The sequence below is a fragment of the Pedobacter nyackensis genome (assembly GCF_900176505.1).
GTDB classification, from domain to species: Bacteria; Bacteroidota; Bacteroidia; order Sphingobacteriales; family Sphingobacteriaceae; genus Pedobacter; species Pedobacter nyackensis.
On the sequence record NZ_FWYB01000002.1, the window covers coordinates 546088 to 570299 of the forward strand.

22 protein-coding genes are annotated in these 24212 nt (G+C 40.1%); 16 read left to right on the plus strand and 6 right to left on the minus strand.

Annotated features, from left to right (window positions below; translation table 11 throughout):
* The first annotated feature begins 13 nt into the window (after positions 1-13).
* Together B9A18_RS06525 and B9A18_RS06530 are read left to right on the plus strand one after the other, a co-directional pair.
* Positions 14-2758, plus strand: a complete 2745-nt coding sequence (locus B9A18_RS06525) for an outer membrane beta-barrel family protein (RefSeq protein ID WP_084288371.1) — start codon at positions 14-16, stop codon at positions 2756-2758.
* Between the two features lie 11 nt (positions 2759-2769).
* Positions 2770-3528: a GLPGLI family protein gene (locus B9A18_RS06530; RefSeq protein WP_084288373.1), complete on the plus strand. Its 759-nt coding sequence runs from the start codon at positions 2770-2772 to the stop codon at positions 3526-3528.
* On the opposite strand, the gene B9A18_RS06535 is transcribed toward B9A18_RS06530, so the two are convergent.
* Positions 3525-4220, minus strand: a complete 696-nt coding sequence (locus B9A18_RS06535) for a response regulator transcription factor (RefSeq protein WP_084288374.1) — start codon at positions 4218-4220, stop codon at positions 3525-3527. The genes B9A18_RS06530 and B9A18_RS06535 overlap by 4 nt on opposite strands.
* On the minus strand, positions 4220-6055 hold the full coding sequence (locus B9A18_RS06540) for a sensor histidine kinase (RefSeq protein ID WP_084288376.1): 1836 nt from the start codon (positions 6053-6055) through the stop codon (positions 4220-4222). The genes B9A18_RS06535 and B9A18_RS06540 overlap by 1 nt, the downstream gene beginning before the upstream one ends.
* A 135-nt stretch (positions 6056-6190) precedes the next feature.
* On the opposite strand from B9A18_RS06540, the gene B9A18_RS06545 reads away from it, so the two are divergent.
* Positions 6191-6904, plus strand: coding sequence for a membrane or secreted protein (locus B9A18_RS06545; protein WP_144009413.1), 714 nt, complete (start codon positions 6191-6193; stop codon positions 6902-6904).
* A gap of 146 nt (positions 6905-7050) precedes the next feature.
* Here B9A18_RS06545 and B9A18_RS06550 read toward each other — a convergent pair whose 3' ends face one another.
* Positions 7051-7419, minus strand: a complete 369-nt coding sequence (locus B9A18_RS06550) for a DUF3127 domain-containing protein (RefSeq protein WP_084288380.1) — start codon at positions 7417-7419, stop codon at positions 7051-7053.
* Positions 7420-7491: 72 nt separating this feature from the next.
* Between B9A18_RS06550 and B9A18_RS06555 the strand changes: the two genes are divergently transcribed.
* The 5 genes from B9A18_RS06555 (at position 7492) to B9A18_RS06575 (ending at position 12196) form a co-directional block, all read left to right on the plus strand.
* Positions 7492-8685 carry a THUMP domain-containing class I SAM-dependent RNA methyltransferase gene (locus B9A18_RS06555; protein ID WP_084288381.1) on the plus strand — a complete coding sequence of 398 codons (1194 nt, stop codon included), beginning with the start codon at positions 7492-7494 and terminating at the stop codon, positions 8683-8685.
* A 16-nt stretch (positions 8686-8701) separates the two neighbouring features.
* Positions 8702-9349: an HD domain-containing protein gene (locus tag B9A18_RS06560; RefSeq protein WP_084288383.1), complete on the plus strand. Its 648-nt coding sequence runs from the start codon at positions 8702-8704 to the stop codon at positions 9347-9349.
* 70 nt (positions 9350-9419) lie between these two features.
* Entirely contained in the window at positions 9420-10445 is a 1026-nt protein-coding gene (locus B9A18_RS06565) for a sensor histidine kinase (protein ID WP_084288385.1), read from the plus strand.
* Positions 10446-10531: 86 nt separating this feature from the next.
* Complete coding sequence (locus B9A18_RS06570) at positions 10532-11173, plus strand: DUF47 domain-containing protein (protein ID WP_200816318.1); 642 nt, start codon at positions 10532-10534, stop codon at positions 11171-11173.
* Between the two features lie 12 nt (positions 11174-11185).
* A complete protein-coding gene (locus tag B9A18_RS06575; protein WP_084288389.1) occupies positions 11186-12196 on the plus strand; it encodes an inorganic phosphate transporter in 1011 nt (336 codons plus the stop codon).
* Positions 12197-12274: 78 nt separating this feature from the next.
* Here B9A18_RS06575 and B9A18_RS06580 read toward each other — a convergent pair whose 3' ends face one another.
* The gene (locus B9A18_RS06580; RefSeq protein WP_084288390.1) at positions 12275-13534 is read right to left on the minus strand and encodes an energy transducer TonB; all 1260 of its coding nucleotides are present in this window, start codon (positions 13532-13534) and stop codon (positions 12275-12277) included.
* The gene (locus B9A18_RS06585; RefSeq protein ID WP_084288392.1) at positions 13527-14105 is read right to left on the minus strand and encodes an RNA polymerase sigma factor; all 579 of its coding nucleotides are present in this window, start codon (positions 14103-14105) and stop codon (positions 13527-13529) included. Before B9A18_RS06585 ends, B9A18_RS06580 begins: the two co-directional genes overlap by 8 nt.
* A 98-nt stretch (positions 14106-14203) precedes the next feature.
* On the opposite strand from B9A18_RS06585, the gene B9A18_RS06590 reads away from it, so the two are divergent.
* From B9A18_RS06590 to B9A18_RS06620, 7 genes are all read left to right on the plus strand, one after another.
* Positions 14204-16081 carry a vWA domain-containing protein gene (locus B9A18_RS06590; RefSeq protein WP_084288394.1) on the plus strand — a complete coding sequence of 626 codons (1878 nt, stop codon included), beginning with the start codon at positions 14204-14206 and terminating at the stop codon, positions 16079-16081.
* A gap of 14 nt (positions 16082-16095) precedes the next feature.
* Entirely contained in the window at positions 16096-16863 is a 768-nt protein-coding gene (locus tag B9A18_RS06595; RefSeq protein WP_084288396.1) for a DUF4197 domain-containing protein, read from the plus strand.
* A gap of 49 nt (positions 16864-16912) precedes the next feature.
* On the plus strand, positions 16913-18154 hold the full coding sequence (locus tag B9A18_RS06600) for a DEAD/DEAH box helicase (protein ID WP_084288399.1): 1242 nt from the start codon (positions 16913-16915) through the stop codon (positions 18152-18154).
* A 53-nt stretch (positions 18155-18207) separates the two neighbouring features.
* A complete protein-coding gene (locus B9A18_RS06605) occupies positions 18208-19488 on the plus strand; it encodes a replication-associated recombination protein A (RefSeq protein WP_084288401.1) in 1281 nt (426 codons plus the stop codon).
* Between the two features lies 1 nt (position 19489).
* Positions 19490-20965, plus strand: coding sequence for a DUF5687 family protein (locus B9A18_RS06610; protein WP_084288402.1), 1476 nt, complete (start codon positions 19490-19492; stop codon positions 20963-20965).
* 85 nt (positions 20966-21050) lie between these two features.
* A complete protein-coding gene (locus B9A18_RS06615; RefSeq protein ID WP_084288404.1) occupies positions 21051-21749 on the plus strand; it encodes an ABC transporter ATP-binding protein in 699 nt (232 codons plus the stop codon).
* Positions 21750-21912: 163 nt separating this feature from the next.
* Entirely contained in the window at positions 21913-22593 is a 681-nt protein-coding gene (locus B9A18_RS06620) for a YiaD family glycine zipper/OmpA-like lipoprotein (RefSeq protein WP_084288406.1), read from the plus strand.
* A 99-nt stretch (positions 22594-22692) separates the two neighbouring features.
* Here B9A18_RS06620 and B9A18_RS06625 read toward each other — a convergent pair whose 3' ends face one another.
* The gene (locus tag B9A18_RS06625) at positions 22693-23058 is read right to left on the minus strand and encodes a hypothetical protein (RefSeq protein ID WP_084288408.1); all 366 of its coding nucleotides are present in this window, start codon (positions 23056-23058) and stop codon (positions 22693-22695) included.
* A gap of 138 nt (positions 23059-23196) precedes the next feature.
* Between B9A18_RS06625 and B9A18_RS06630 the strand changes: the two genes are divergently transcribed.
* The gene (locus B9A18_RS06630) at positions 23197-24210 is read left to right on the plus strand and encodes a Gfo/Idh/MocA family oxidoreductase (protein WP_084288410.1); all 1014 of its coding nucleotides are present in this window, start codon (positions 23197-23199) and stop codon (positions 24208-24210) included.
* Positions 24211-24212: the final 2 nt, after the last annotated feature.

Consider the following 24212-nt stretch of genomic DNA (forward strand, 5'->3'; position numbering starts at 1 on the left):
CAAAATCCCCATAATGAAACTGACTTATTTAGCCCTCTTAATGGTATGTAACACCATGCTTTCGTTTGCACAACGCCCTTACACCATTAAAGGATCGGTAATTGATACCATGGCCACTTATAAACTGGTCAACACCACCATAACACTATTGAATCAAAAAGATTCTACGCTGGTAAAATACACCAGAGCGAACGATGAAGGCTCCTTTTCGATCAACAACCTACGCTCTGGCAAGTTTATTTTATTGGTTACTTATCCCGGATATGCAGATTACGCGGAGAATTTCACACTGGACACCATTAATCCTGCTAAAGATTTCGGAAGTGTTAACCTTATGCTGAAATCAACGCTGTTAGAAGGGGTAATTATAAAAGGCAAATCAGCAGCAATCACTATAAAGGGTGACACCACGGAGTTTAATGCCGGCAGCTATAACATCCAACCGAACGCTAAGGTGGAAGACCTTTTAAAGCAATTACCAGGAATCCAGATAGACAAGGATGGAAAAATCACCGCACAAGGCCAAAAGGTAAACAAGGTACTTGTAGATGGGGAAGAGTTTTTTGGCGACGACCCAACCCTGGTTACTAAAAATCTGCGTAGCGATATGATTGATAAGGTACAACTTTACGACAAGAAAAGTGATCAGGCAACCTTTACAGGAATAGATGACGGAGAAAAATCAAAAACCATCAACCTTAAATTAAAGGAAGATAAAAAGAATGGTTACTTCGGAAAGCTAAAATCGGGAATTGGCACGAAGGACTTTTACCAGAACCAGGCCACAGTAAATGTTTTTAAAGGGAAACAGAAATATGCCGCATATGGGTCAATAGGAAACACCAATGAACCTATGGGCTACAATATATCTTTTGGCAGCGTTGACTATTCAGACGACGGAGGGATGATGATCTCAATGGATGGCGGAGATGACTTTAGTATGGGTGGAGGAGGAACCGGAATCTCTGTAACCAGAACCGGAGGATTGCATTACGAAAATAAATGGAAAGACAAGTACGGTATTAATACCAATTACAAGTTGAATTCTGTTAATACTGAAGGAGAAACCAATAGTCTAAGCATAAACGCGCTGCCAGGCAAAACAAATACCGCCGCCTCCAACCAGAAATCCGATAGCTTCTCTTTCAACCAGAAACTGGACGGAACAATGACCATGCAAATAGACTCCAGCTCAACACTTAAAGTCTCTGTAAGCGGATCGTTAAAAAACAGCAATTCAACAGACATTTACGAATCTTCAACCCAAAGAGAAGACAACACCTTTTTAAACAAAGGCACCAGAACAATTAACAATGAGGGGGATGACAAAGGATTTAATACCACTGCATTATGGACCAAAAAATTCAGAAAGACGGGAAGAACAGTATCAGTAAACTTTAAGCAATCCCTTAATCAAACCACCGGTACAGGCTACCTAAATTCGACAAATAAGTTCTTCGATGAGCAAGACCAACAGGACAGTATCGCCTATGTAGATCAACTAAAAACAAACAATACGTTAAAATCTTCATTTAATACAAATACAACTTATTCCGAGCCTATCTCAAAAACCCTTTCTCTTGTGCTTAATTACGGGTTAAGTCTGAACAACAGCCGCTCAGATAAAAAATCCTTCAACAAGAACACAGAAGGCGAATACCAGAATCTGGACCGCCAATACAGCAACAACTTCAAACTCGCCCAGTTGACTAATAATGGCGGACTTAACTTCATTTATAGGAAAGACAAATCGACCGTTAATTTTGGCACCCGACTTACTGCCGTAAGCTTTAAGCAATATGACATCTATCAGGACAGTACCTTAAAAAGAAACTTTATAAACTGGAGTCCCCAGGTAAATTACACCTATAGCATTTCAAGAGCTACTGCCTTGCGGGTTAATTACAACGGCACCACCCAGCAGCCAGGGATAGAACAGATTCAGCCATACAGAGCCAATACAGACCCACTATACATCGTTTTGGGTAACCCCAATTTAAAACCAGCATTTAATAACAATGTTAGCCTTTCTTATCATTCATTTAAGATCCTCAGCGAGCAGATACTCATGATAAACGGTGGTTTTGGTTTTACCTCCGATGCCATTACAAGCAATACAATTACTGATGAGGCTGGTAAAACTACTATCCAGAGCATAAATCTAAGCGATAAGACGCCTATAAATTTTCAGTTAAATGTATCAACTGGTAGAAAAATCAAAAAAACACACCTGAATATCGAAGCCAATATGAGTGGCAACTACAGCTATAACATATCTAACAATTCATTAAATACATCAAAATCTTTTAACTACTCATTTGGCCCACGCATACAGAGGCACAATGAAAAATATGAGATCATGTTATCATTAATCCCAAGTTATAATACTTCCAGCACTTCTTTACTTGGAGTACAGACCAACAACGACAGCTATGGAGCAAATGGGAATTTCGATCTTATGCTGCGCCTACCCGGTAAAATAGAACTCAATACAAATGGAGACTATCAGTACACGGGTAAAAGTCAAGCTTTTAAGGATTCGCAGAACCGATTGATATGGAATGCATCGATCAATAAAAAATTCCTGAAAACAGAAAGCCTGAACCTTTCGTTAACAGGGAAAGATTTGCTCAACCAAAATTCCGGATTCAGCAGGTCAGTTTACAACAACACCATTAATCAAAGCAATTACACCACTATTCAACGTTATTTTATGCTGTCCTTAACTTGGGACTTTAATAAAATGGGCGGATTATAATAAAAAACACAATGAAAACACGATTCATCTTACTCGCAGCCCTGATTTTCAGCATGAATAGCCTATTTGCTCAAAATGCAAGATTTACCTTTAGTGGTGTCATAGAATTTGAAAAAAGCATCAATCAGCACGCAGCTCTTAAAAAATCTTTGGCGGGAGGAAGCATGTTGGGCGGCTCCTTTGATGATTTTAAAAAATCAATACCACAGTTTAAAATACTCAAAAGCACTCTTACGTTTTCAGAGAACAAGACGTTTTTTAAACCTGTTGCCGAAGAGAATAGCCGAGGTATGTTTGGCCCCAGCGGAGAACAGCCAAACGTTACCTATACAGACCTGAACACAAACACTTTCACCACAGAAAAGACGTTTTTTGAGGAGACCTTCCTGGTAAAAGATAGTACAAGGAAAATCAATTGGAAACTGACCAGTGAAATGCGCACTATTGCAGGTTACGAGTGTCGCAGAGCAAATGCTGTTATCATGGATTCAGTTTATGTAGTTGCATTTTATACCGATAAAATCCCTGTTTCCGGAGGACCGGAATCATTTACCGGACTACCTGGTATGATCCTTGGCGTTGCGCTTCCGCATGATAACACCACCTGGTTTGCCAAAACGGTAGCAGATAAGTCCATTCCCGCCGCAGAAATAAAGCCACCAGTAAAAGGTAAATCAACAGACAACAAAGGGGTTTTAGAGGCGCTCACTAAATTAAAGAGCAGGTGGGGCAAACATATGGATAGTTTAATCAAAATGATGTTACTCTAATTGACCAGTAACTTATAGCCCTTACCGTGTACATTCAGAATCTCTACTTTAGGATCATCTCTTAAATACTTCCTTAATTTACTTAAAAAAACATCCATACTACGACCATTGAAGTAATTATCGTCATGCCATATGCTTAACAATGCCTCTTCGCGGGTAAGCACAGCGTTCTTTTTCATACAAAGCAAACGCAACAATTCGGCTTCTTTAGTAGAAAGCTTTTGTTGCATGCCTTGATAATGAATCAACTGTGTGGTATAATCGAAGGTATAATCGCCAATTTGAAACTGCGTCTGTGCCGGTCCGGGATCCACATGTTCTTTTACCGCGACACGTTTAAGCAAGGCATTGATGCGCAACAAAAGTTCTTCAATCCTAAACGGCTTAGTGATATAGTCATCTCCACCCAGATCATAAGCGGAGGCTTTGTCTTCTATCATTGCTTTTGCAGTAGCAAATATGATTGGAATATCCTGGTTGATCTTTCTGATCTCCTTACCTAAGGTAAAGCCGTCTTTCTTAGGCATCATCACATCCAATATGCAAAGATCAAATTCCTGTTTACTGAATGCACGTAACCCCTCTTCTCCATCAACGCATAATACGACATCAAACTTTCCTTTTAATTGAAGGTAATCCTGCAAAAGTAATCCAAGGTTGGGATCATCTTCTACCAATAGAATTCTTTTCATTAGTTGTGGTTTAGTGGTAAACTTATTTCAAATGTAGTTCCTTTATCCTTCTCACTGTGCACTTTTATGGTCCCGTTCATTTGATCAACAATATCCTGTACATAATTTAATCCGAGTCCGAAGCCTTTTACATCATGAAGGTTGCCCGTAGGCACACGGTAGAACTGATCAAAAATACGTTTAGTGTGTTCTTTGGTCATCCCAATTCCTTTATCTGTAATCTCAATAATCAGCGCTTTATCAGTGCTTCTTGTTTCAATTGTGATTTCAGGATCCTCAGCACTATATTTATTTGCATTATCAACCAGATTGTAAAATACGTTAGAAAGATGTAATTCGTCGCCATAAACAATCGGATGTAAAGCCCTTAGGTTCATGGTTAGCTTTGCATTTTTTTTCTGCAACTGCAGGCTCATACTATCTACAACCGCAGCGATCAGATCATGAATATTTACTTCACGTTGTTCCAGCTTCAGCTCTTTCTTTTCTAGTCGCGCAATACTTAAAACACGTTCTATATGATTTCCTAAACGTACATTCTCATCGTAAATAATCCCTGCAAGTCTACTAATTCTGCTTTTATCTTCTACGACTTCCGGGTCCTTCAATGCCTCACTGGCAATCATAATGGTAGCCACCGGGGTTTTAAACTCATGGGTCATGTTATTGATAAAATCATTCTTCATTTCAGAGATCTTCTTTTGCTTCAATATAGCATAAATGGTATAAGCAAAAATAAAGATCAACACCAGCAACAATCCTGCAGAAGAGGCCATGGTGAACCACATATTGCTAAGTATCAAAGAATTTTTATTGGGAAAATACAAATACAACATCCCCGGATCACGGAAAATCTCATTACTGAACAAGGTTGTCCGATAAGTATTCTGGGGCAGAATATCTGTCGAAAGATTTGAGGCTTTCTGATAGAGAACTGAGTCCTTATTCGCCAGCTTTAACCAGAAATCGTAGTTTAAGTTTACATTCCTGTCCAGCAACTCCTTCTTTATGATTGTATCTAAAACATCTCTTGACACCCGCTGATTGATGGGCACATATACCTGGCGCATTTCTTTAGCCACATCTTCCAGGTAGTTTAAATTATTCCCTTCCAAAACCACGGTATCTTCCACCAGCTCTTTCAGCCCTTCATTATATTTCTGAATAGCAATCTTATCTTCAATATTAAACTTGAGTGCAAGATCAGGCGTTACCCTTTCAAGCGTTATGGTTATCGGATTAAGATTTTGAGGATTATACGCAAGATACCTGATGCTGTCGGCCAAACGATCGGGCGCCATGCTAAAGGTAGAAATCCTTTTGGAAACAACCGTTTGATTCACATTACCACGTACGTTACCAAAAGCATCAATACCGAAATCGACCTGCACCTGCAGAGAGGGGCTTCCTTTATGGTTTACATTTGAGATTTCCTGATATACCTCTTCACTGATCAGCTCCGGCTTAAGGAAATTTGCCCTAACCATACTATCCCGCATATTCAGGTTGGCTATAATCTTCTTTTGCTGCTCACGTTTCCGCTTAGCTTCTTTCTCCTTGTAGCGTTCCTTAAAATCAACGATCTGCTGTGCTTTGTCTCTGAAATCGCGCTCACGCTCTTTTCTGATTTCATAATCCTTTTTAGTGATATGGGTGGCCGCATAACGTCTTTGCACCTTATTTACGACAGCATTTAAAGCCTGCTTTACATCCTGTTCAAAAAGTTGAGATTTTAGATTATAAGCCTCCCTGATGTAATACAATTGCATTACAAACACCCCTAGCAACGCTACGGTCATGAGGCCGGTAATTAGCCAAAGGCTCTTCTTCTTCATTATAGATTACTCAAAAATAGAGAAGCGTTCACATAAAGTCCCTTTATTTAACAAAATTTAACACGGTCGTGAAGGATAAACATTATATTTATTATCTCTTTAGTCACCATGTTAAACGTTATTGAAATAGAAATTATGAAAACTTTTTTATTCTCTATTCTTGCATTGACGATCACCTTTAGTAATTTGAAAGCACAAACACCTGCCCAGGTAGAAGGAGCATGGACGTTTAATGAGGACGAAAAGCTTCATTATATTTTCTTCCAGGATGGGTTTTATTTTCATACCATTCAGCAGGGCAATCAATTTATAGGTTCGGATGGCGGTAATTATGAAGTAAATAATAAAGTAATTTCTACCCGTGTATTATTTAACAGCATGGATTCTACCAAGATTGGCAATGCAATCGACGTCCCATTCTCTTTCACAGGCAATCAACTATCCATATCCGTTTCACAAGGCCAGGTAAATTTCCAACGGGTAGATGAGGGCCAGGCACCGCTAGCTGGCGTTTGGCGAATTACAGGACGAATGCAGGATGGTAAAATTACACCTATCCATCAAACGGGTAGTCGGCAGACCTACAAGCTACTTACCGGCAGCAAATTCCAATGGGTAGCGATGGATCCGGAAAAAAAGCAGTTTTCAGGAACCGGCGGTGGCAGCTATACATTTAAAGACGGGAAATACACAGAGCACATCGAATTCTTTTCCCGGGACAACAGTCGCGTTGGCGCTTCATTAAATTTCGATGGCAAACTGGAAAATGGCGATTGGCACCATAGTGGATTAAGTAGTAAAGGCGCAAAAATTTATGAAATCTGGAGCAGGATTGGCAAGGCTAATTGAGTAAACCTCCACAAAAACAAAGGTCCAAATATTTGATTTACAATATTTTGAATAAAGACACAGAATACTAGTTAAATTCTTATCCAAAAAAAATGCCGGAAGGTATTTCCGGCATACTGGTAAATTTGTTTACTTTAAAAAAGTTCTTAGAAAGGAAGATCATCTTCCTCGCCAGGAGCGCTGTTTAAATCCGCTGGTGGCGCGTATGCTGGAGTAGATGCTGCCGCTGCGCCATTTGTTAACGCATTGATACGCCATACTACTAAACTGTTAAAATAAGATGTTTTTCCGGCTTTATCAGTCCACGGACGACCACGTAAATTGAATGAAACTTCTACATCATCACCTTGCTTTAAACTATCAAACAAAGCCGTTTTATCTTGTAAAGCCTCAAACCTGATGTATTCAGGATAAGTAGGGTTTTCTGCATATTCTATAATCAGGTCTCTTTTCTTGAAAGTCTCACTCACTTGCTGTAATGCACCGATTTCATGCACTTTTCCTTTTATTTCCATAACAAATACTCTTTTATTCTACTACGAAGTTCAAATCTCTATATTTTTATTGATAACTTCGCACAATATATTATGCAAGTTTTCCACACAAAAAGTAAGGTTATTATAACCTGCAATAAACGCCTTTCTCCTTATTTATTAGGGGAAGTTAAAGACCTGGGTTATGAAATTGTAAGAGATTTCCCCACAGGCGTAGAACTGAACATCACCTTGTCAGAATGCATTAAGCTAAACCTGAATTTAAGGTGTGCCAGCCAGATTTTATATTGTCTGAAAAGCTTTAAAGCCAATAACCCTGAAGAATTATATCGCGAAATGGTAGACATGCCCTGGGAAGACCTAATCGACTTTTCTGGCTATTTTTCAGTAACTTCAAATGTGGATAACCCAACTATCACCACTCCACTTTTTGCCAACTTAAAGGTAAAGGATGCGATTGTCGACAGGATTAAAGAGAAAAAAGGCATCCGCCCAAATTCAGGATCTGACGCCAACAAAGCAGTGATCCATTTATACTGGAAAGATAGCGAAGCTGATATATTCATTGATACCTCGGGAGAAACTTTGGCCAAACATGGTTATCGTAAAATTCCGGGGAAAGCACCAATGCTGGAGGCTCTGGCCGCAGGCGTAGTAATGAGTACCAAATGGGATCATAAATCTCCATTTATAAACCCAATGTGTGGTTCCGGAACTTTAGCTATTGAAGCTGCTTTAATTGCCACTAACCGTCGCCCCGGTTTGTTCCGTATGAACTACGGCTTCATGCATATCATGGGCTACGATGAACAGGTGTTTTTTAATGAACGCAGAATATTAAAAGATCAGGTTATTAAAAACGTTGATCTGCAAATTGTTGCTACCGATTTATCAGAAGATGCTGTTGATGTGAGCCGCAGAAATGCTAAAACTGCAGGTGTAGATACATTGATTACTTTTGAAGTATGTGATTTTGCCGACACTCAGGTTCCTGAAACCGGAAAAGGTGTGGTGGTATTTAATCCGGAATACGGAGAACGTTTGGGTGTACACTCCAAATTGGAAGCAACCTATAAACGTATGGGCGACTTTATGAAGCAGTCCTGCAAAGGTTATTTCGGCTATATATTTACCGGAAATCCTGATCTGGCTAAAAAGATTGGCTTAAAAGCCGAGCGCAAAGTAGAATTTTATAATGGTAAGCTGGATTGTCGCATGTTAGAATACGAATTGTATGACGGCAGCAGAAGGCCTGTAGACGAAAGACCTGTTAAACCAACAGTATAGAACCCATAGCTATTTCATGGATCTTATCATTGAGAAAACTGTACAATTTGTTAAAGATACCCTAGCAGGTGCTGAAGCCGGCCACGACTGGTTTCACATAGAGCGTGTTTATAAAAATGCCATTGCCATTAATGCGGTTGAAAAAGCGGATGCACTGGTAGTGGCATTGGCAGCGTTACTACATGACATTGCCGATGCTAAATTCAATAACGGTGATGAAGAAATCGGTCCAAAAACGGCCGGAGACTTTTTAAATACGCTGGGCTTAGGTCCGCAACTTATTGATCACGTACAGCAGATCATCAGGAATTTAAGTTACAAAGCAAGTCTTGGTGTGGTAACCTTTAAATCTACAGCGCTAGATGTGGTGCAGGACGCCGATAGACTAGACGCCATTGGTGCGATTGGAATAGCACGCGCTTTTACCTATGGCGGATATAAAAACAGAGTGCTTTATGATCCCGAGATAAAGCCTCAGCTCAATATGAGTAAAGAGGAATATAAAAACTCAACCACCCCAACCATCAATCATTTTTATGAGAAATTACTATTGCTCAAAGGCTTGATGAAGACAGAAACGGGAAAAAAAATCGCACAACAACGCCATGATTTCATGCGGCTCTACCTGGAACAGTTCTATAATGAATGGGAAGGAAAGAATTAGTATACAATTATAAATATATCTTGTAAATTGCTCACAGCGTAAGCAACACTCTTACAGTAAATTTATAAGGATGAAATTAAGTATTTTGGTATTAATTGCTGCAGTTGCAGTAGGTCTTTCTATAGGCCTGGTAAATTTCTATTTCCAGCAGGACTGGTATTATATGTTGGTTTCTTTCGCAGTAACCTTTATTACCAGCTATATTGTCTTTTACTATCTCCTCGAAAAATACATCTATTCTAAAATAGTGCTGATCTATAAAATGATCCACAACCTAAAATTAGGCAAAGATCTTAAAGATGCTTTGGGCGAATATGTCAGCTCAGATCCTATTAATGATGTGGAGCATGAAGTAAAAGAATGGGCGGGAGAGAAAAAAAGGGAGATTGAAGTCCTGAAAAAACAGGAACAATTTAGAAGAGAATTTCTATCCAATGTATCTCATGAATTTAAAACTCCGCTATTTGCCATCCAGGGCTATATAGAAACCCTTCAGGATTGCTTAACAGATGATCCGGAAATGGCAGCTAAATTTCTGAATAAGGCAGGAAGGAATGTTGAACGCCTGAGCTACCTGATTAACGACCTGGACTCGATTTCCAAACTGGAAACCGGCGAGATCCCGATTAATTATGAGCGCTTTGATTTTGTTCCCCTTGCAAGGGAAGTAATGGAGGGATTGGAAGACACCGCCAGCAAAAGAAATATTAAGCTTTCATTTAAAGACAAATATACCCACCCCGCTTTTGTAAGAGCCGATCGTGAAAAAATCAGACAGGTATTGATCAATCTGATCCAAAATTCTTTAAAATACGGGAAAGCGCATGGATCTACAGCTGTTAAAATATTCGAATTACATGATCAGTATTTAATTGAGGTAACAGATGACGGAATAGGTATTGAAGAAAAACACCTGGCCAGATTGTTTGAACGCTTCTACCGGATAGACTCTCACAGATCAAGAGAAGAAGGCGGCACAGGGCTTGGTTTAGCCATTGTAAAGCATATTTTAGAAGCTCATGAGCAAATTATATCCGTAAGAAGCACCCAACAAATCGGGACAACCTTTGCCTTTACACTCGAAAAGATTGGCTAACAGTCCGATATATTTGTAAAAATATGTTAACACTTAACACTAACTTAACATTGTACTCATACTTTTGCACCATATTTTAAATTAATATGAATAGCATTTTTAAGTTCTTTACACCGAAAGACAAGAAATTCCAACCACTATTTGAGCAAGCGGGAAGCAACGTATTAAAAATCTCTCAGGCTTTATTGCTTGCACTTAGTGCAACAGATCTTGAAAAAAGAAAAGAATACATCAAAGAGGTGGAGCGTTTGGAGCATGTTGGTGACGACATTACTCATTCGATTTTTCTTGAATTAAGTAAAAACTTTATCACCCCTTTCGATAGGGAAGATATCCATGCACTAGCTAGTGCGATTGATGATATTGCAGATTATATCCACGCTTCGGCTAGTAATATAGAACTGTATAACATAACCCATATTGGCGATGCGATGATTAAACTTGCTGAGCTTTTAGTGGAAATGTGTACCGATCTTGAGAAAGCGGTTAAGGAATTAAGAAGCTTTAAAAACATCCGCGTTATTGCCGATGCCTGTGTACGCATCAACAGTGGAGAAAATCAAGCTGATTACGTTTGTAATCTTGCCATTGCACGCTTGTTTGAATTCGAAACTAACGCGATTGAGTTGATTAAACAAAAAGAAGTATTGCAAACCTTAGAGTTGGCGACTGACAAATGTGAAGATGTAGCGAATGTGCTGGAATCTATTTTGGTAAAGAACGCTTAAAACCTCTAAAAAATGGTAACTACTTTATTGGTTGTTGTAATCGTATTGGCTATTGCCTTCGATTACATAAACGGCTTTCACGACGCAGCAAACTCTATTGCAACCATCGTATCTACAAAGGTACTGTCGCCTTTTCAGGCGGTATTATGGGCTGCAATATTCAATTTTGCTGCATATTTTTATTTCACTGATCACAAAGTTGCCAATACCATTGCTAAAACTGTAATAGAGAACTTTATTACACTTGAAGTTATTTTAGCAGGTCTTTTGGCCGCTATTACCTGGAACTTATTTACATGGTGGTTTGGTATTCCTTCCAGCTCTTCGCATACCCTTATTGGTGGTTTCGCTGGAGCGGGTATGGCAAAAGCAGCATCTTTAGGTGTTAGCGTTATGTCGGCCATTAACCTTGCCCCAATATTAAAAGTGGTAGCATTTATTGTACTTGCACCTGTTATTGGTATGGTGATCTCGGTGATTATCTCAATCATCATCCTGCACATTTCAAAAAATGCCCGTCCTTCTGTGGCAGAAAAATGGTTTAAACGTCTGCAGTTGATCTCATCTGCAGCCTTGAGTTTCACTCATGGTGGTAATGATGCTCAAAAAGTTATGGGTATAATCTACGTAGCTATGGTTGCAGGTAACGTTTTACACACTGGCGATGCAATGCCAGAGTGGATTCCAATTTCCTGTTATGCTGCCATTGCCTTAGGGACAATGAGTGGTGGATGGAAAATTGTAAAGACTATGGGTTCGAAAATCACTAAAGTAAACGCCTTTGAAGGTGTTGCAGCTGAAACTGCTGGCGCCGTAACCTTAGGTATCACTGAGCACTTCGGTATCCCGGTTTCTACAACACATACCATTACTGGCTCTATTGTTGGTGTTGGTTTGTTAAAAAGGGTTTCTGCAGTACGCTGGGGAGTTACAGTAAGTTTGTTATGGGCATGGGTTTTAACCATTCCGGTATCAGCAACACTTGCAGCTATAGTATTTAGCGTAATACACTTATTCTTTTAAACCATAAGTTTTTAAGACCTTAATATTCTAATAAAAAGCCGCAGTTTATAACGTTTATAACTGCGGCTTTTTATTTATCTAGAAATCTATTATAAAAGTCATCTTGCTGCCCGCCTTCTTCGGCTGCTCCCATTTAGGACCATTGATGATTAATCTGATTGCTTCCTCTTCATACTTGTCATCAGCACCTTTTAACACCTTAATCGCTGTAGGGCTTCCATCTTTGTCGATATTAAAGCTCAGTTCAACACTTTGCCCTGCCGTTTCAGACTTAGCGAAAGTATTGTTTGTCTTGATATACTCAAATAACTTTTCCCAGCCCCCAATAGGATTGGAAATCATTGCTTCCTTATTTGGTAGCGTGCTCAGGCCTCTGATCTGAACATTTGTAGTGTACCTCGGAGTTCCTGTATTAAGTTTAGCGCTATCCATTATCCTTTCTTTCTTTGCTTTACCAAAACCTGTAACCACTACCTCATTCAACGCCAGATGATCCGGCGCCAGGGAGACATTTACAGGTTGGTTCGCTTTAGCGAGTAACTCCATCGGTTTAAACCCAATATAACTAACATAAAGCTTTCCCTCTTTTATAGCAGTATCTGCTTTGATTTTAAATTCGCCATTGCTGTCTGTAACCGCAGTTAAATCGGTACCGCTAATCCTTACAGAAACTCCAGGTAAAGGTTTTCCATCATCCTGAGCGACCACTTTGCCACTCAATACATTTGTCGCATTTAACACCATTACTGAAGAAACTGCGCCAGTCATGCTTCGTTTCTGCTGAACAGCATATCCGGTTATTGCCACCTCATTTAATTGTTGTGGCGCGGTCTGGGGAATAGCCGATTTGATTTTCGGCTTTACCCTCGCTGCATAGGTATTCGTTTTTGCATCCTTAATCGCCTGGTCAATTTCCTTCTCTTGTACCTGATCAGCCTGTACCGCAGGTGTTTCTGCAGGATTTCTTGGTGCAATGGCTACATCAACCTTTTTAGGTCTGCCTGCCAGTTCCTTCTGAAGGTTATTTTCACGCATCCAGAACATAACGCTTACTGCAATAAACATCACCGCAGCAGTTGCCGCAATGCTTAAGCGCTGCCAGGTAATGACTGATGTTTTCTTTACACTTTGAAGCTCGGCAACCCTTTCATGCAATTGCTTCTGAAGCATGGATATAGATTGCAGGGAGCGTTTTGGCGACTCGCTTAAGCCCGCCAATGCTTCAGCCACAAATGGGTCGTCTAAAGCTTCACGCTCTACCCTGTTCATGGTCTTAGCATCAAGCTTACCATCAAGGTAATCTTCTAAAACACTTATATCTAACCAATCCTTATTCACCGTTATTCTTTTCTATACAAATTTTAAGATTCCTTTTCCCGTTCTGGATATAACTCTTCACCTTCACCATTTCATAACCTGTTAGGTCTGCCACTTCCTTATAACATTTCTCTTGTAAATAAAACAGATCAACACTCACGCGCTGCTCCTTAGAAAGCGTCTCCATACACTTTTCCATAACGGTTAGCTGCCTCTCTTTCGTATCATCTATATCAAGATGCACAAAATCAGTGTTTTCCACAAAAGTATCATCTATTGAGACGGTAGTATTCTTTGATTGTTTGCGGAGCGCCATTAAACAATGGTTACGGGTAAGCACATGCAGCCAACTTTTGAAGTTCTGTACTTCGTGGATTTTTACCTTCAATACCAGCTCTTCAAAAATCTGCATTACTGCATCTTTGCTTTGCTCCTCATCCTTCAGATAATTCAGGCAAACCCCAAATACCAGGTGCATATACTTGTTGTAGAGCTTACCCAATGCTTCCAGATTGCCGCTACTTTTGTAGTGTGCAATTAAAGCAGCATCATCTTGCTCCTGTATCCTGGCGTTATTTTTTATAAACTTCAAAGGGCTGTTTATGACATAATCTGCTCAAGTATAAAAATATTTTCTGACACTGGTATGGAAATTCTATAAAGCCGACATCATTAAAAAAACAGAAGACTATGAAAACGATATTACTACCTCTATTTCTGCTGATATTTATGGGCTTTCAGGAAAGTCGCGCATCAGATAAAATAATTACAGGAACTGTTACCGATAAAACCTACGGGCAGCCGACCCCCGGTGTAATCGTAAGTACATCAGTCAATAAATACGTAACAACAAACATAGAAGGCAAATACAGTATTACGGTCGAAAACAATACTCAGCAACTTCGGTTTTCTTACTTAGCCTATAAAACCCTTACTGTAAAAATCGGTAAATCGAAAGTAATCAATGTTGCCCTGGAGCAAGACCACCAGACGCTGAGCGAAGTAGTTATAACCGGCTATGCTCCCAAAATGAAAAGTCAAACTACAGGGGCGGTAGTTACGGCATCACAAAATATTATGATTAGAGGAGTAAGTAGTTCAAATAAATCCTATAATCCTACACAGCCCAACACAGAAAGCTATGCTTCCATTAAAGAAAACGGCTTTCAAAATACCTACAAAAATCCGCTATCTACCTTCTCTATTGATGTAGATGCAGCGGCATATAGCAATGTCCGCAGATTCATCAACAATGGTGGCATACCTCCTAAGGATGCGGTGAGAGTTGAAGAAATGATCAATTACTTTGATTATGAATATCAGCAACCAAAGGGCAAAGACCCGGTGAATATTGTTACAGAAATTGCCACTGCACCATGGAATACGAAGCACAAATTAGTACAGATTGGATTGCAGGGAAGAAAAATATCAACAGACAACCTTCCTGCATCGAACATGGTGTTTCTAATCGACGTATCAGGTTCGATGAATTATGCTAACAAACTTCCCTTACTGGTTTCCTCATTCAAATTATTAACCGACCAGCTACGTCCGAAAGATAAGGTAGCCATTGTCGTATATGCAGGGAATGCCGGTCTGGTATTACCTGCTACATCTGGAAATGATAAAGCCAAAATCAAAGATGCGCTGAATGCATTAAGCGCAGGAGGATCAACTGCAGGTGGCGCCGGAATTGAACTGGCCTACAATATAGCTTCAAAAAACTATATCAAAGGAGGAAATAACAGAGTGATCCTGGCCACAGACGGCGATTTCAACGTAGGTGCATCTAGTGATAAAGACATGGAAAGCCTGATTGAAGAGAAACGTAAAACCGGGATCTTTTTAACGGTGCTGGGGTATGGCATGGGTAATACAAAAGATAGCAAAATGGAAACCCTGGCTGATAAGGGGAATGGAAATTATGCTTATATCGATAACATCAGCGAAGCACGAAAAGTACTGATTAACGAATTTGGTGGCACACTGTTTACCATTGCCAAGGATGTAAAATTACAAGTTGAATTTAATCCCGACAAAGTACAGGCCTATCGTTTAATTGGTTACGAAAACAGGTTACTGGAAGACAGAGATTTTAACGACGACAAAAAAGATGCCGGTGAGATGGGCTCAGGACATACGGTAACAGCCCTATATGAAGTGATCCCTACTGGCGTAAAGAGTAGCTTTTCGGGTTCGGTAGATGATTTAAAATACCAGGAAAACAAAAAGTCCCGCAGTGGAAATAGCAAAGAGATGCTCACCGTAAAACTTCGCTATAAAGACCCTGATGGGGATTCGAGTAAACTTTTACAGGAGGCTGTTGTCGATCAATCCGCCTCATTTGAAAGTGCGAGTAGTAACTTTAAATTCGCAGCAAGCGTAGCTGAATTTGGCATGCTGTTAAGGCAATCAGACTTTAAGCAAAATGCCACGTTTGACCACGTAATCCGTACGGCCACACAAGCAATGGGAACAGACAAAGAGGGTTATCGTTCTGAATTCATTAGACTGGCCAAGTCGGCAAAATTAATGGCCGAAGATTTGCTATCTTCGATCAAAAAATAACCAATCACACGATAATGAAACGCACAAAACTTGTTTACCCGGCTCTATTCGCCTGTTTTTTAATGAATGCTGCTACCGCTCAGGCTCAATTTAAAATTGGAGATGTCTTGAAAACAGTAATAGGGAGTAAAACAACGACTGGAACCGGAACAACCACTGGAACGCCAAGCACATTAGAGATCGCATCCGGGATAAAACAAGCTTTGGAAATAGGAACATCACGCGGTGCAGATTTACTTTCGGCAAAAGATGGTTTTATGGGCAATATGGCGGTAAAAATCCTTTTCCCTCCGGAAGCACAAAAGGTAGAGAAAACCTTACGTACACTGGGGATGGGAAAATTGGCTGACAATGTAATTTTAAGTCTGAACCGCGCTGCGGAAGATGCTGCAAAGGAAGCAAAGCCAATCTTCGTTTCGGCGATCAAACAAATGACCATTACAGATGCTACCAATATATTGCTCGGTAACAAAGATGCAGCAACCAACTATTTTAAAAGAGTTACGACTGCCCAGCTGATGGAAAAATTTAAACCGTCAATCAATACCAGTCTGGCCAAAGTCGGTGCAACCAAATATTGGGGAGATGCCGCCAATCAATACAACAGACTTCCAATGGTGAAACCTGTTAGCACTGACCTTTCTGATTATGTAGCTCAAAAAGCTATTGATGGGATGTTTATACAGGTAGCACAGGAAGAACTTAAGATCAGAGAGAGCCTGGGATCAAGGTCTACTCCGCTCTTACAAAAGGTGTTTGGCTACGCAGATAAGAATAAGTAAAATAAAAAGGTTACTTTTATACGGTAAATACTAACAACATAAAAGTATATTGGATTTTAAAGATTTTAATTTTAACCCCGAACTACTAGAAGGGTTATTAGCAATGGGGTTCCGTAATGCAACCCCAATCCAGCAGCAGGCGATTCCACTCATTTCAGCTAAGAAAGATTTAATTGCCTGCGCACAAACAGGAACAGGAAAAACAGGCGCCTATCTCTTACCCATCATGAACATGATTGCTGGTACTGAGGTGCGTCATAACAATACATTGATACTGGCCCCAACAAGAGAGCTCGCCCAGCAAATAGATTTGCAGGTAGAGGCGCTTTCTTATTTTACCAATATCAGCTCCCTAACCGTTTATGGTGGCGGCGACGGTATTGCCTATGAGCAGCAAAAAAGATCTATGCGTGAAGGCGTAGACATCATTATTGCTACTCCGGGCCGACTGATCTCACATCTTTCTTCAGGAGTACTAAAGCTTGATCAATTACAGCACCTGGTGTTGGATGAGGCCGACAGGATGCTGGACATGGGTTTTTACGATGATATCGTGAAGATTGTAAGTTACCTGCCACAGATAAGACAAACGGTTATGTTTTCGGCCACAATGCCTCCAAAAATCAGGAAGCTTGCCGCAACCCTACTCAACAATCCAGAGCAAATCAGTCTTGCCATATCTAAGCCTGCAGAAGGAATTTCTCAACAGGTATACATGATTCATGATGAGCAAAAAGTGCCTTTGTTAAGTTCTATCTTAAAAACAAATGAGTACAAAAGCATTATTGTTTTTGCCTCAACAAAGGAAAAGGTAAAAAACCTTGGTAAAGTATTCAGAACACTGGGTCTTAAAGCTGAAGCCTTTCATTCTGACCTTGGACAAAAAGAGAGAGAAGGGATATTGCTGAAGTTTAAAAACAAGCAGCTGCCAATCATTATCGGAACTGATGTTTTAAGTCGCGGTATTGATGTTGAAGGCATAGACCTGGTAGTGAACTTTGATGTACCTCATGATGCAGAAGATTACGTGCATCGAATTGGCCGTACAGCCAGAGCAGCGACAAAAGGTACAGCCATTACACTGGTAAACAATAGGGATAAACGCAAACTGGCTAGCATCGAGAAACTAATTGAAAAAGAAGTTGAAAGAATGCCTTTGCCGGAACATATTGGCGCAGCCCCGGTTGAAACCGCAGCAGATCCATCAGCACCGAAGGCTGCAAGAAAACCAGGTACAAGCGCAGAAAAGCCAAAACGTAAATTCTGGAAAAAGAAACCAAAAGCGTCGTAGTAAATGCTTCTTGTTAGAGGAGGGATAACCCACATTTTTGTATCTTTACTTTTATGCAAAATCTCCCTCCTTTAGCCGAACGTATGCGCCCACAGAATCTGGACGAATATGTTGGGCAACAACACCTGGTAGGGCCTGATGCAGTATTAAGAAAGGCCATACAAAGCGGACAACTGCCGTCGATGATATTCTGGGGGCCACCCGGAGTAGGAAAAACAACACTTGCCTACATCATTTCGCAAACGCTGGACCGCCCTTTCTTTAATCTGAGCGCGATTAACTCAGGTGTTAAAGACATCCGGGATGTGATAGACCGTGCAGCTTTATTGAAAGATAGTTTCATGGGCCTGCCGATCCTGTTTATTGATGAGATCCACAGATTTAGTAAGTCGCAACAAGATAGCCTGCTAGGTGCTGTTGAGCGTGGACTGGTCACTTTAATTGGTGCTACAACAGAAAATCCATCTTTCGAAGTCATCTCCGCATTATTGTCACGCTGCCAGGTTTATATCCTCAAAGCACTGGATGAAGATGAACTGGCCGGCTTACTGCAAACAGCCATTAAACAAGACGTACTCCTAAAAGAGAAAAAAATTACGATTAAGGAACATGAAGCCTTAATTCGTTTATCCGGAGGTGATGCCAGAAAACTACTCAATGTACTCGAAATTGCAATTAATGGCATTGGTGGCAATAAAATAGTACTAACCAACGAGAATGTTTTAGCACATGCCCAGCAAAACCTGGCTTTGTATGATAAGGCTGGAGAACAGCATTACGATATCATATCAGCATTTATAAAATCAATACGAGGCAGCGACCCCAATGGAGCCGTTTATTGGCTGGCAAGAATGATTGAGGGCGGCGAAGATCCTTTGTTCATTGCCCGCAGATTACTGATTCTGGCTGCTGAAGATATTGGCAATGCTAACCCCAATGCCTTGTTAATGGCAAATAATTGTTTTCAGGCCGTTAATGTGATTGGCTATCCCGAATCAAGAATTATTCTTTCACAGGCAGCAACCTATATGGCTGCTTCTGCTAAAAGTAATGCCGCTTACGAAGCGATAAACCAGGCGCAGGCGCTGGTCAAACAAACAGGTAATTTACCCGTTCCACTGCATATTCGTAATGCACCTACTAAATTGATGAAGAATATCGGATATGGTAAAGACTACAAATATTCACATGGATATGAAGGCAATTTTGCCCCACAGGAATATTTACCTGAGCCATTGAGCGGAACAAAACTATACGATCCTGGAAATAATCCTGCGGAGGACAAACTAAGGGAACAGCTAAGGAAAAACTGGAAAAACAAATACAACTATTAATATGATAGCGGTCTTTTTAAGTCACCAATGGAAAGCGTTTTGGCGCTCAAGAAACAAGGGTGTTAGCATTGCCGCACAAATCTTTCTGGGTTTAGCCATACTTTATATCATAGTTATCGCCATTGCCGTAGGCTTTGGAATGGAAGTAATTATAGAAAAGCTATTACCCGGAAAAGATGTTTTTCATGTCTTTAATGGTTTTATCCTATATTATTTTACCTTCGACTTTTTAATGCGGCTTCAAATGCAGGAACTGCCAACTTTAAGTATTGTCCCTTATCTGCATTTAAAGATCACCCGACAAAAAATAGTAAACTTCTTAAACCTAAGGTCATTATTTAGCGCCTTCAACATATTACCTCTGTTTATATTTGTCCCCTTCTGTTGTACCGCCATTGCCGATGTATACGGCTCCCTTGTCGCCTTAATGTACGTTGTCTCTATCGTTTCACTATGTGCCTTTAACAATTATGCGGCATTATTCATTAAGCGGCTCACTACTGTAAGTACAAAAGCCATTACACTAGCTGTTATTGTCATTGCTACACTGGCATCACTCCAGTATTTTAATATCCTTTCTATTGCAGAAATCTCTAATCGGGTATTTGGCTTTCTTATCCTATATCCACTAAGCGGTCTTACCTTCTCCTTAGCCGCCGTCATCATTTATATCATAAACTCCAGGTATTTGCGCAACAACATGTATACCGAGGAGTTAACCACAGCGCAGGTAAAAAGGGTAAGCGTTGATTATCCCTTTCTGGACAGATTTGGAGCCGTCGGCGTTCTGACTGCACTGGAAATTAAGCTGATACTTAGACATAAAAGGACCCGATCGGCCATAATGATGAGCCTCTTCTTTGTCCTTTATGGCTTCCTGTTTTATAAAAAGTCATTAATAGAAAAGGATGAGTTTAATATGATGATTTTTGCGGCTGTATTTATGACAGGGAGCAGCATTAGTATCTATGGGCAGTTCATGTTTGGCTGGCAAGCGGCCCACTTTGACGGATTACTCGTAAACAAAACCAACCTTAAGGACTTTATTAAGGCAAAATTTCTGCTTTTTACTATTATTTCGACAGCAGTAACCATTCTAACCAGCTTTTATGGACTAATCAGCTTCAAGCTTTTATTCATACAGCTTGCAGCTTACTTTTATAACATAGGCATAGGTACTGTGGTTGTCCTCTATTTTGCAACATGGAATTCCAAAGCTATCGACTTAAATAAAGGCGCTACATTTAACTATCAGGGCGTAAGTGCCACTCAGTTTATCTTAACAATTCCTTATTTCCTGATTCCCTACGTTTTCTATTTACCTTTTTCATTAGCTGGCCATCCTTACTGGGGAGTTGCTTGCCTTGGCATAGCTGGATTAGCAGCATTATTTACACGTTCCTATTGGATTGAGATCCTGTTAAAATCATTAAAAAAGAGAAGATATAAAATTGCTGAAGGCTTTAGAGCAACTTAACGGTCGAACGCATTCGAAAGCGCTTGAGAACGTTTGAGAGCATTGAGCACATACGAAAGTACAGGGAGAACCATTAGAGAAAAATATGATCTTAGAAATTACAGACTTAAAGAAGGTTTACGGCGACAAAACGGTTGTAAATATTAGCGAATTAAAAATTAATGTCGGAGAGACCATTGGTCTGGTTGGCAATAATGGAGCTGGAAAAACGACTTTATTCAGAATGCTGTTGGATCTGATCCGCCCAGACCATGGACAAGTATTTTCGAAAGGGATAGATGTGGCCAGTAGTGATAAATGGAAAGATTATACTGCTTCCTACCTTGATGAAGGCTTTTTAATTGATTACCTGACAGCTGAAGAGTATTTCATGTTTGTTGGAAGCCTACATAATTTTACATCTGTACAGGTAACCGATTATCTCAGTCAATATGAAGAGTTCTTTAATGGCGAGATTCTGAATAAGGGGAAATACATCCGCGACTTTTCTAAAGGCAACCAAAACAAAATTGGCATCGCCGCCGCTTTAATGCAAAAGCCCGAACTGCTGGTATTGGATGAGCCTTTTGCCAACCTCGACCCCACTACGCAAATCAGACTTAAAACACTTGTGAAATCCCTTAAAAAGGAAAGTGCAATAACAACGCTGATCTCTAGTCATGATTTAAATCATGTTACGGAGGTGTGCGATAGAATTATCCTGCTAGAAAAAGGTCTGATCATTAAAGATTTCAATAAAGACGAAAACACCCTAAAAGAACTGGAAGAATACTTTTCTGAATAAAAGACATTGTCTAGAATTATAGTCACAGCATAGTTACACATCCTTCACTCTCCTTACATTCAACCGCATTTTGCTCTTTTTTTAATAATCTAAGTGCCTATAAACCGGAAACAACAAAACTTGGCATCAGGTTTGTTTAGCTTTCGTCAAAACAGACAAGATTATGGTGACTTCAAAATTTAAAATAGCAACATTAAGTATAGCATTATCCCTTGGTGCCATGGCATTTCAGGGTTGCGATAGTTTAACAAAAACTCAAAAAGGAGCAGGTATTGGAGCTGCTACCGGTGGTGTAATTGGAGCTATCATTGGTAAAAAGGCCGGTAACACTGCTGTAGGCGCCATTATTGGAGCTGCTGTAGGTGGTACTGCAGGTGGTTTTATCGGAAAAAGAATGGATAAGCAAGCTGCTGAAATACAAAACGCAATCCCTAACGCTGAAGTAATTCGTGAAGGCGAAGGTATTATCGTTAAGTTCGACAGTGGTATCTTATTTGGTTTCGACAAATCTGATTTAACTGCACAAGCAAAAACAAACATCAAATCATTAGCTGGCTCAATCAATCAATATCCTGGAACGGACATTAAAGTAATTGGCCATACTGATAATAAAGGTACTGAAGCTTATAACATGAGCTTATCTGAAAGAAGAGCAGCAGCTGTTAAAGCCTATGCAGTTTCTCAAGGAGTTCCGTCATCACGCTTAATCACCGTTGGAAAAGGTTTCTCTGAACCAATTGAAGACAATGCTACTGAAGCAGGTAGAGCTGCAAACCGTAGGGTTGAAGTGGTTATCGTTGCAAACGATCAATTGAAAAAAGAAGCTCAGCAAAAAAGCAAATAGTTCAAGACATTTACATCCACCTATGAAAACGAAAACCCGTTGTACAATGTACTTCGGGTTTTCAATTTTTAAAGGGTTTTTATGCTAGGAGACTACAAATTAAATCGCAGCGTCCTGATGCTCTCCGTAGATATCTTCAAAATAATGGATTGCCAGTGATTTTAGCAATAGCTCTTGCTCCATCATCGCAAAAGATGGAACCGGCTTAACTAACTTCCAGTGTGGCCAGCCGTCCTGATCGAGACCTTCCAGTTCATAGAAACCCATTTCGCTTAACAAGCGACAGGTAGCGATATGCATCAATTCCTCTTTCTGGCGTTTACTATATTTGCCAGGTCCTTTACCAAGTTCCTGTACACCTATTAAAAACAGTACCACCTTCAAATCAGGGATATCAGAATCAAACTCCTGTGCTATCTTTTGTTGCAAAATTTTCCATTTTGCATGTGTTTCTGCAGGCTTCATACAGCAAAGATACAATTAGCTATGCAGCTTTATTACAATAAACCATAATGAGTTTACATACTTGTAAAGTGATTTAAGTAAATTTAGCATTTGAATAAACAAGCGAAAGCAAAATAATCCATCATACAAAAATTAAGAATGAGCTCAAAAATTGTAACAGGTATAATGGCATATGGTATGTCAGGCAAAGTTTTTCACGCACCCTTTGTCCACGCCCATCCGGAATTCGAATTACGTGCTGTAACTGAACGCAGCCATAAAAATGCTGCTGCCGATTATCCCGGCATCATTAGCTACAACACCATTGAAGACTTACTTGCTGATGAAAAGATAGAGCTCATCGTCATCAATACCCCAAACCACACCCATTATGAATATGCTTCAAGAGCCTTAAATGCTGGCAAGCATATTCTCGTTGAAAAACCTTTTACAGCAACTACAAACGAAGCTAAAGAACTATTTAACCTGGCTAAAAATCTAAATAAACAAATATTTGTTTACCAGAACAGAAGATGGGACAGCGACTTCACATCAGTACGACAAATCATAGAAAGCGGACAACTCGGGAAATTAAATGAAGTACATTTCAGATTTGACCGCTACCGTGCTGCCATAGGTCCAAAGACTTTTAAAGAAGAACCTCTGGCTGCGAGCGGACTCCAATACGACCTTGGTCCGCATTTACTGGACCAGGCCATCAGTTTATTCGGCAAGCCTGATTGTTTTAACAAAATACTGGGCAAAAACAGAAAAGACACTAAAGTAGATGATTATTTCTCCATCCATTTAAGCTACCCAAACAGCGTTAACGTCTTTGTACACGCCAACCTTCTGGTTGCCGATCCACTGCCTGCATTTGTATTGCACGGTAGCAATGGTACATTTATAAAAGACAGAGTCGATGTACAGGAAGAACAATTGTTGAAGGGCATAAAGCCTACAGATGCAATTTATGGGAAAGAGCCTGTCGATAAGACGGGTAGACTAACCCTTATTGATGAAGCAGGCAAAAGAACACAACAAACTATTCCTACGCTTACAGGAAATTACCTGCCATTGTTTGAAGCCGTATACCAGAGCATTAGAAATGGACAGGCCTACCCAATAACAGAATCAGATGTGATTACACAGCTTGAAATTCTGGAGGCTTAAAC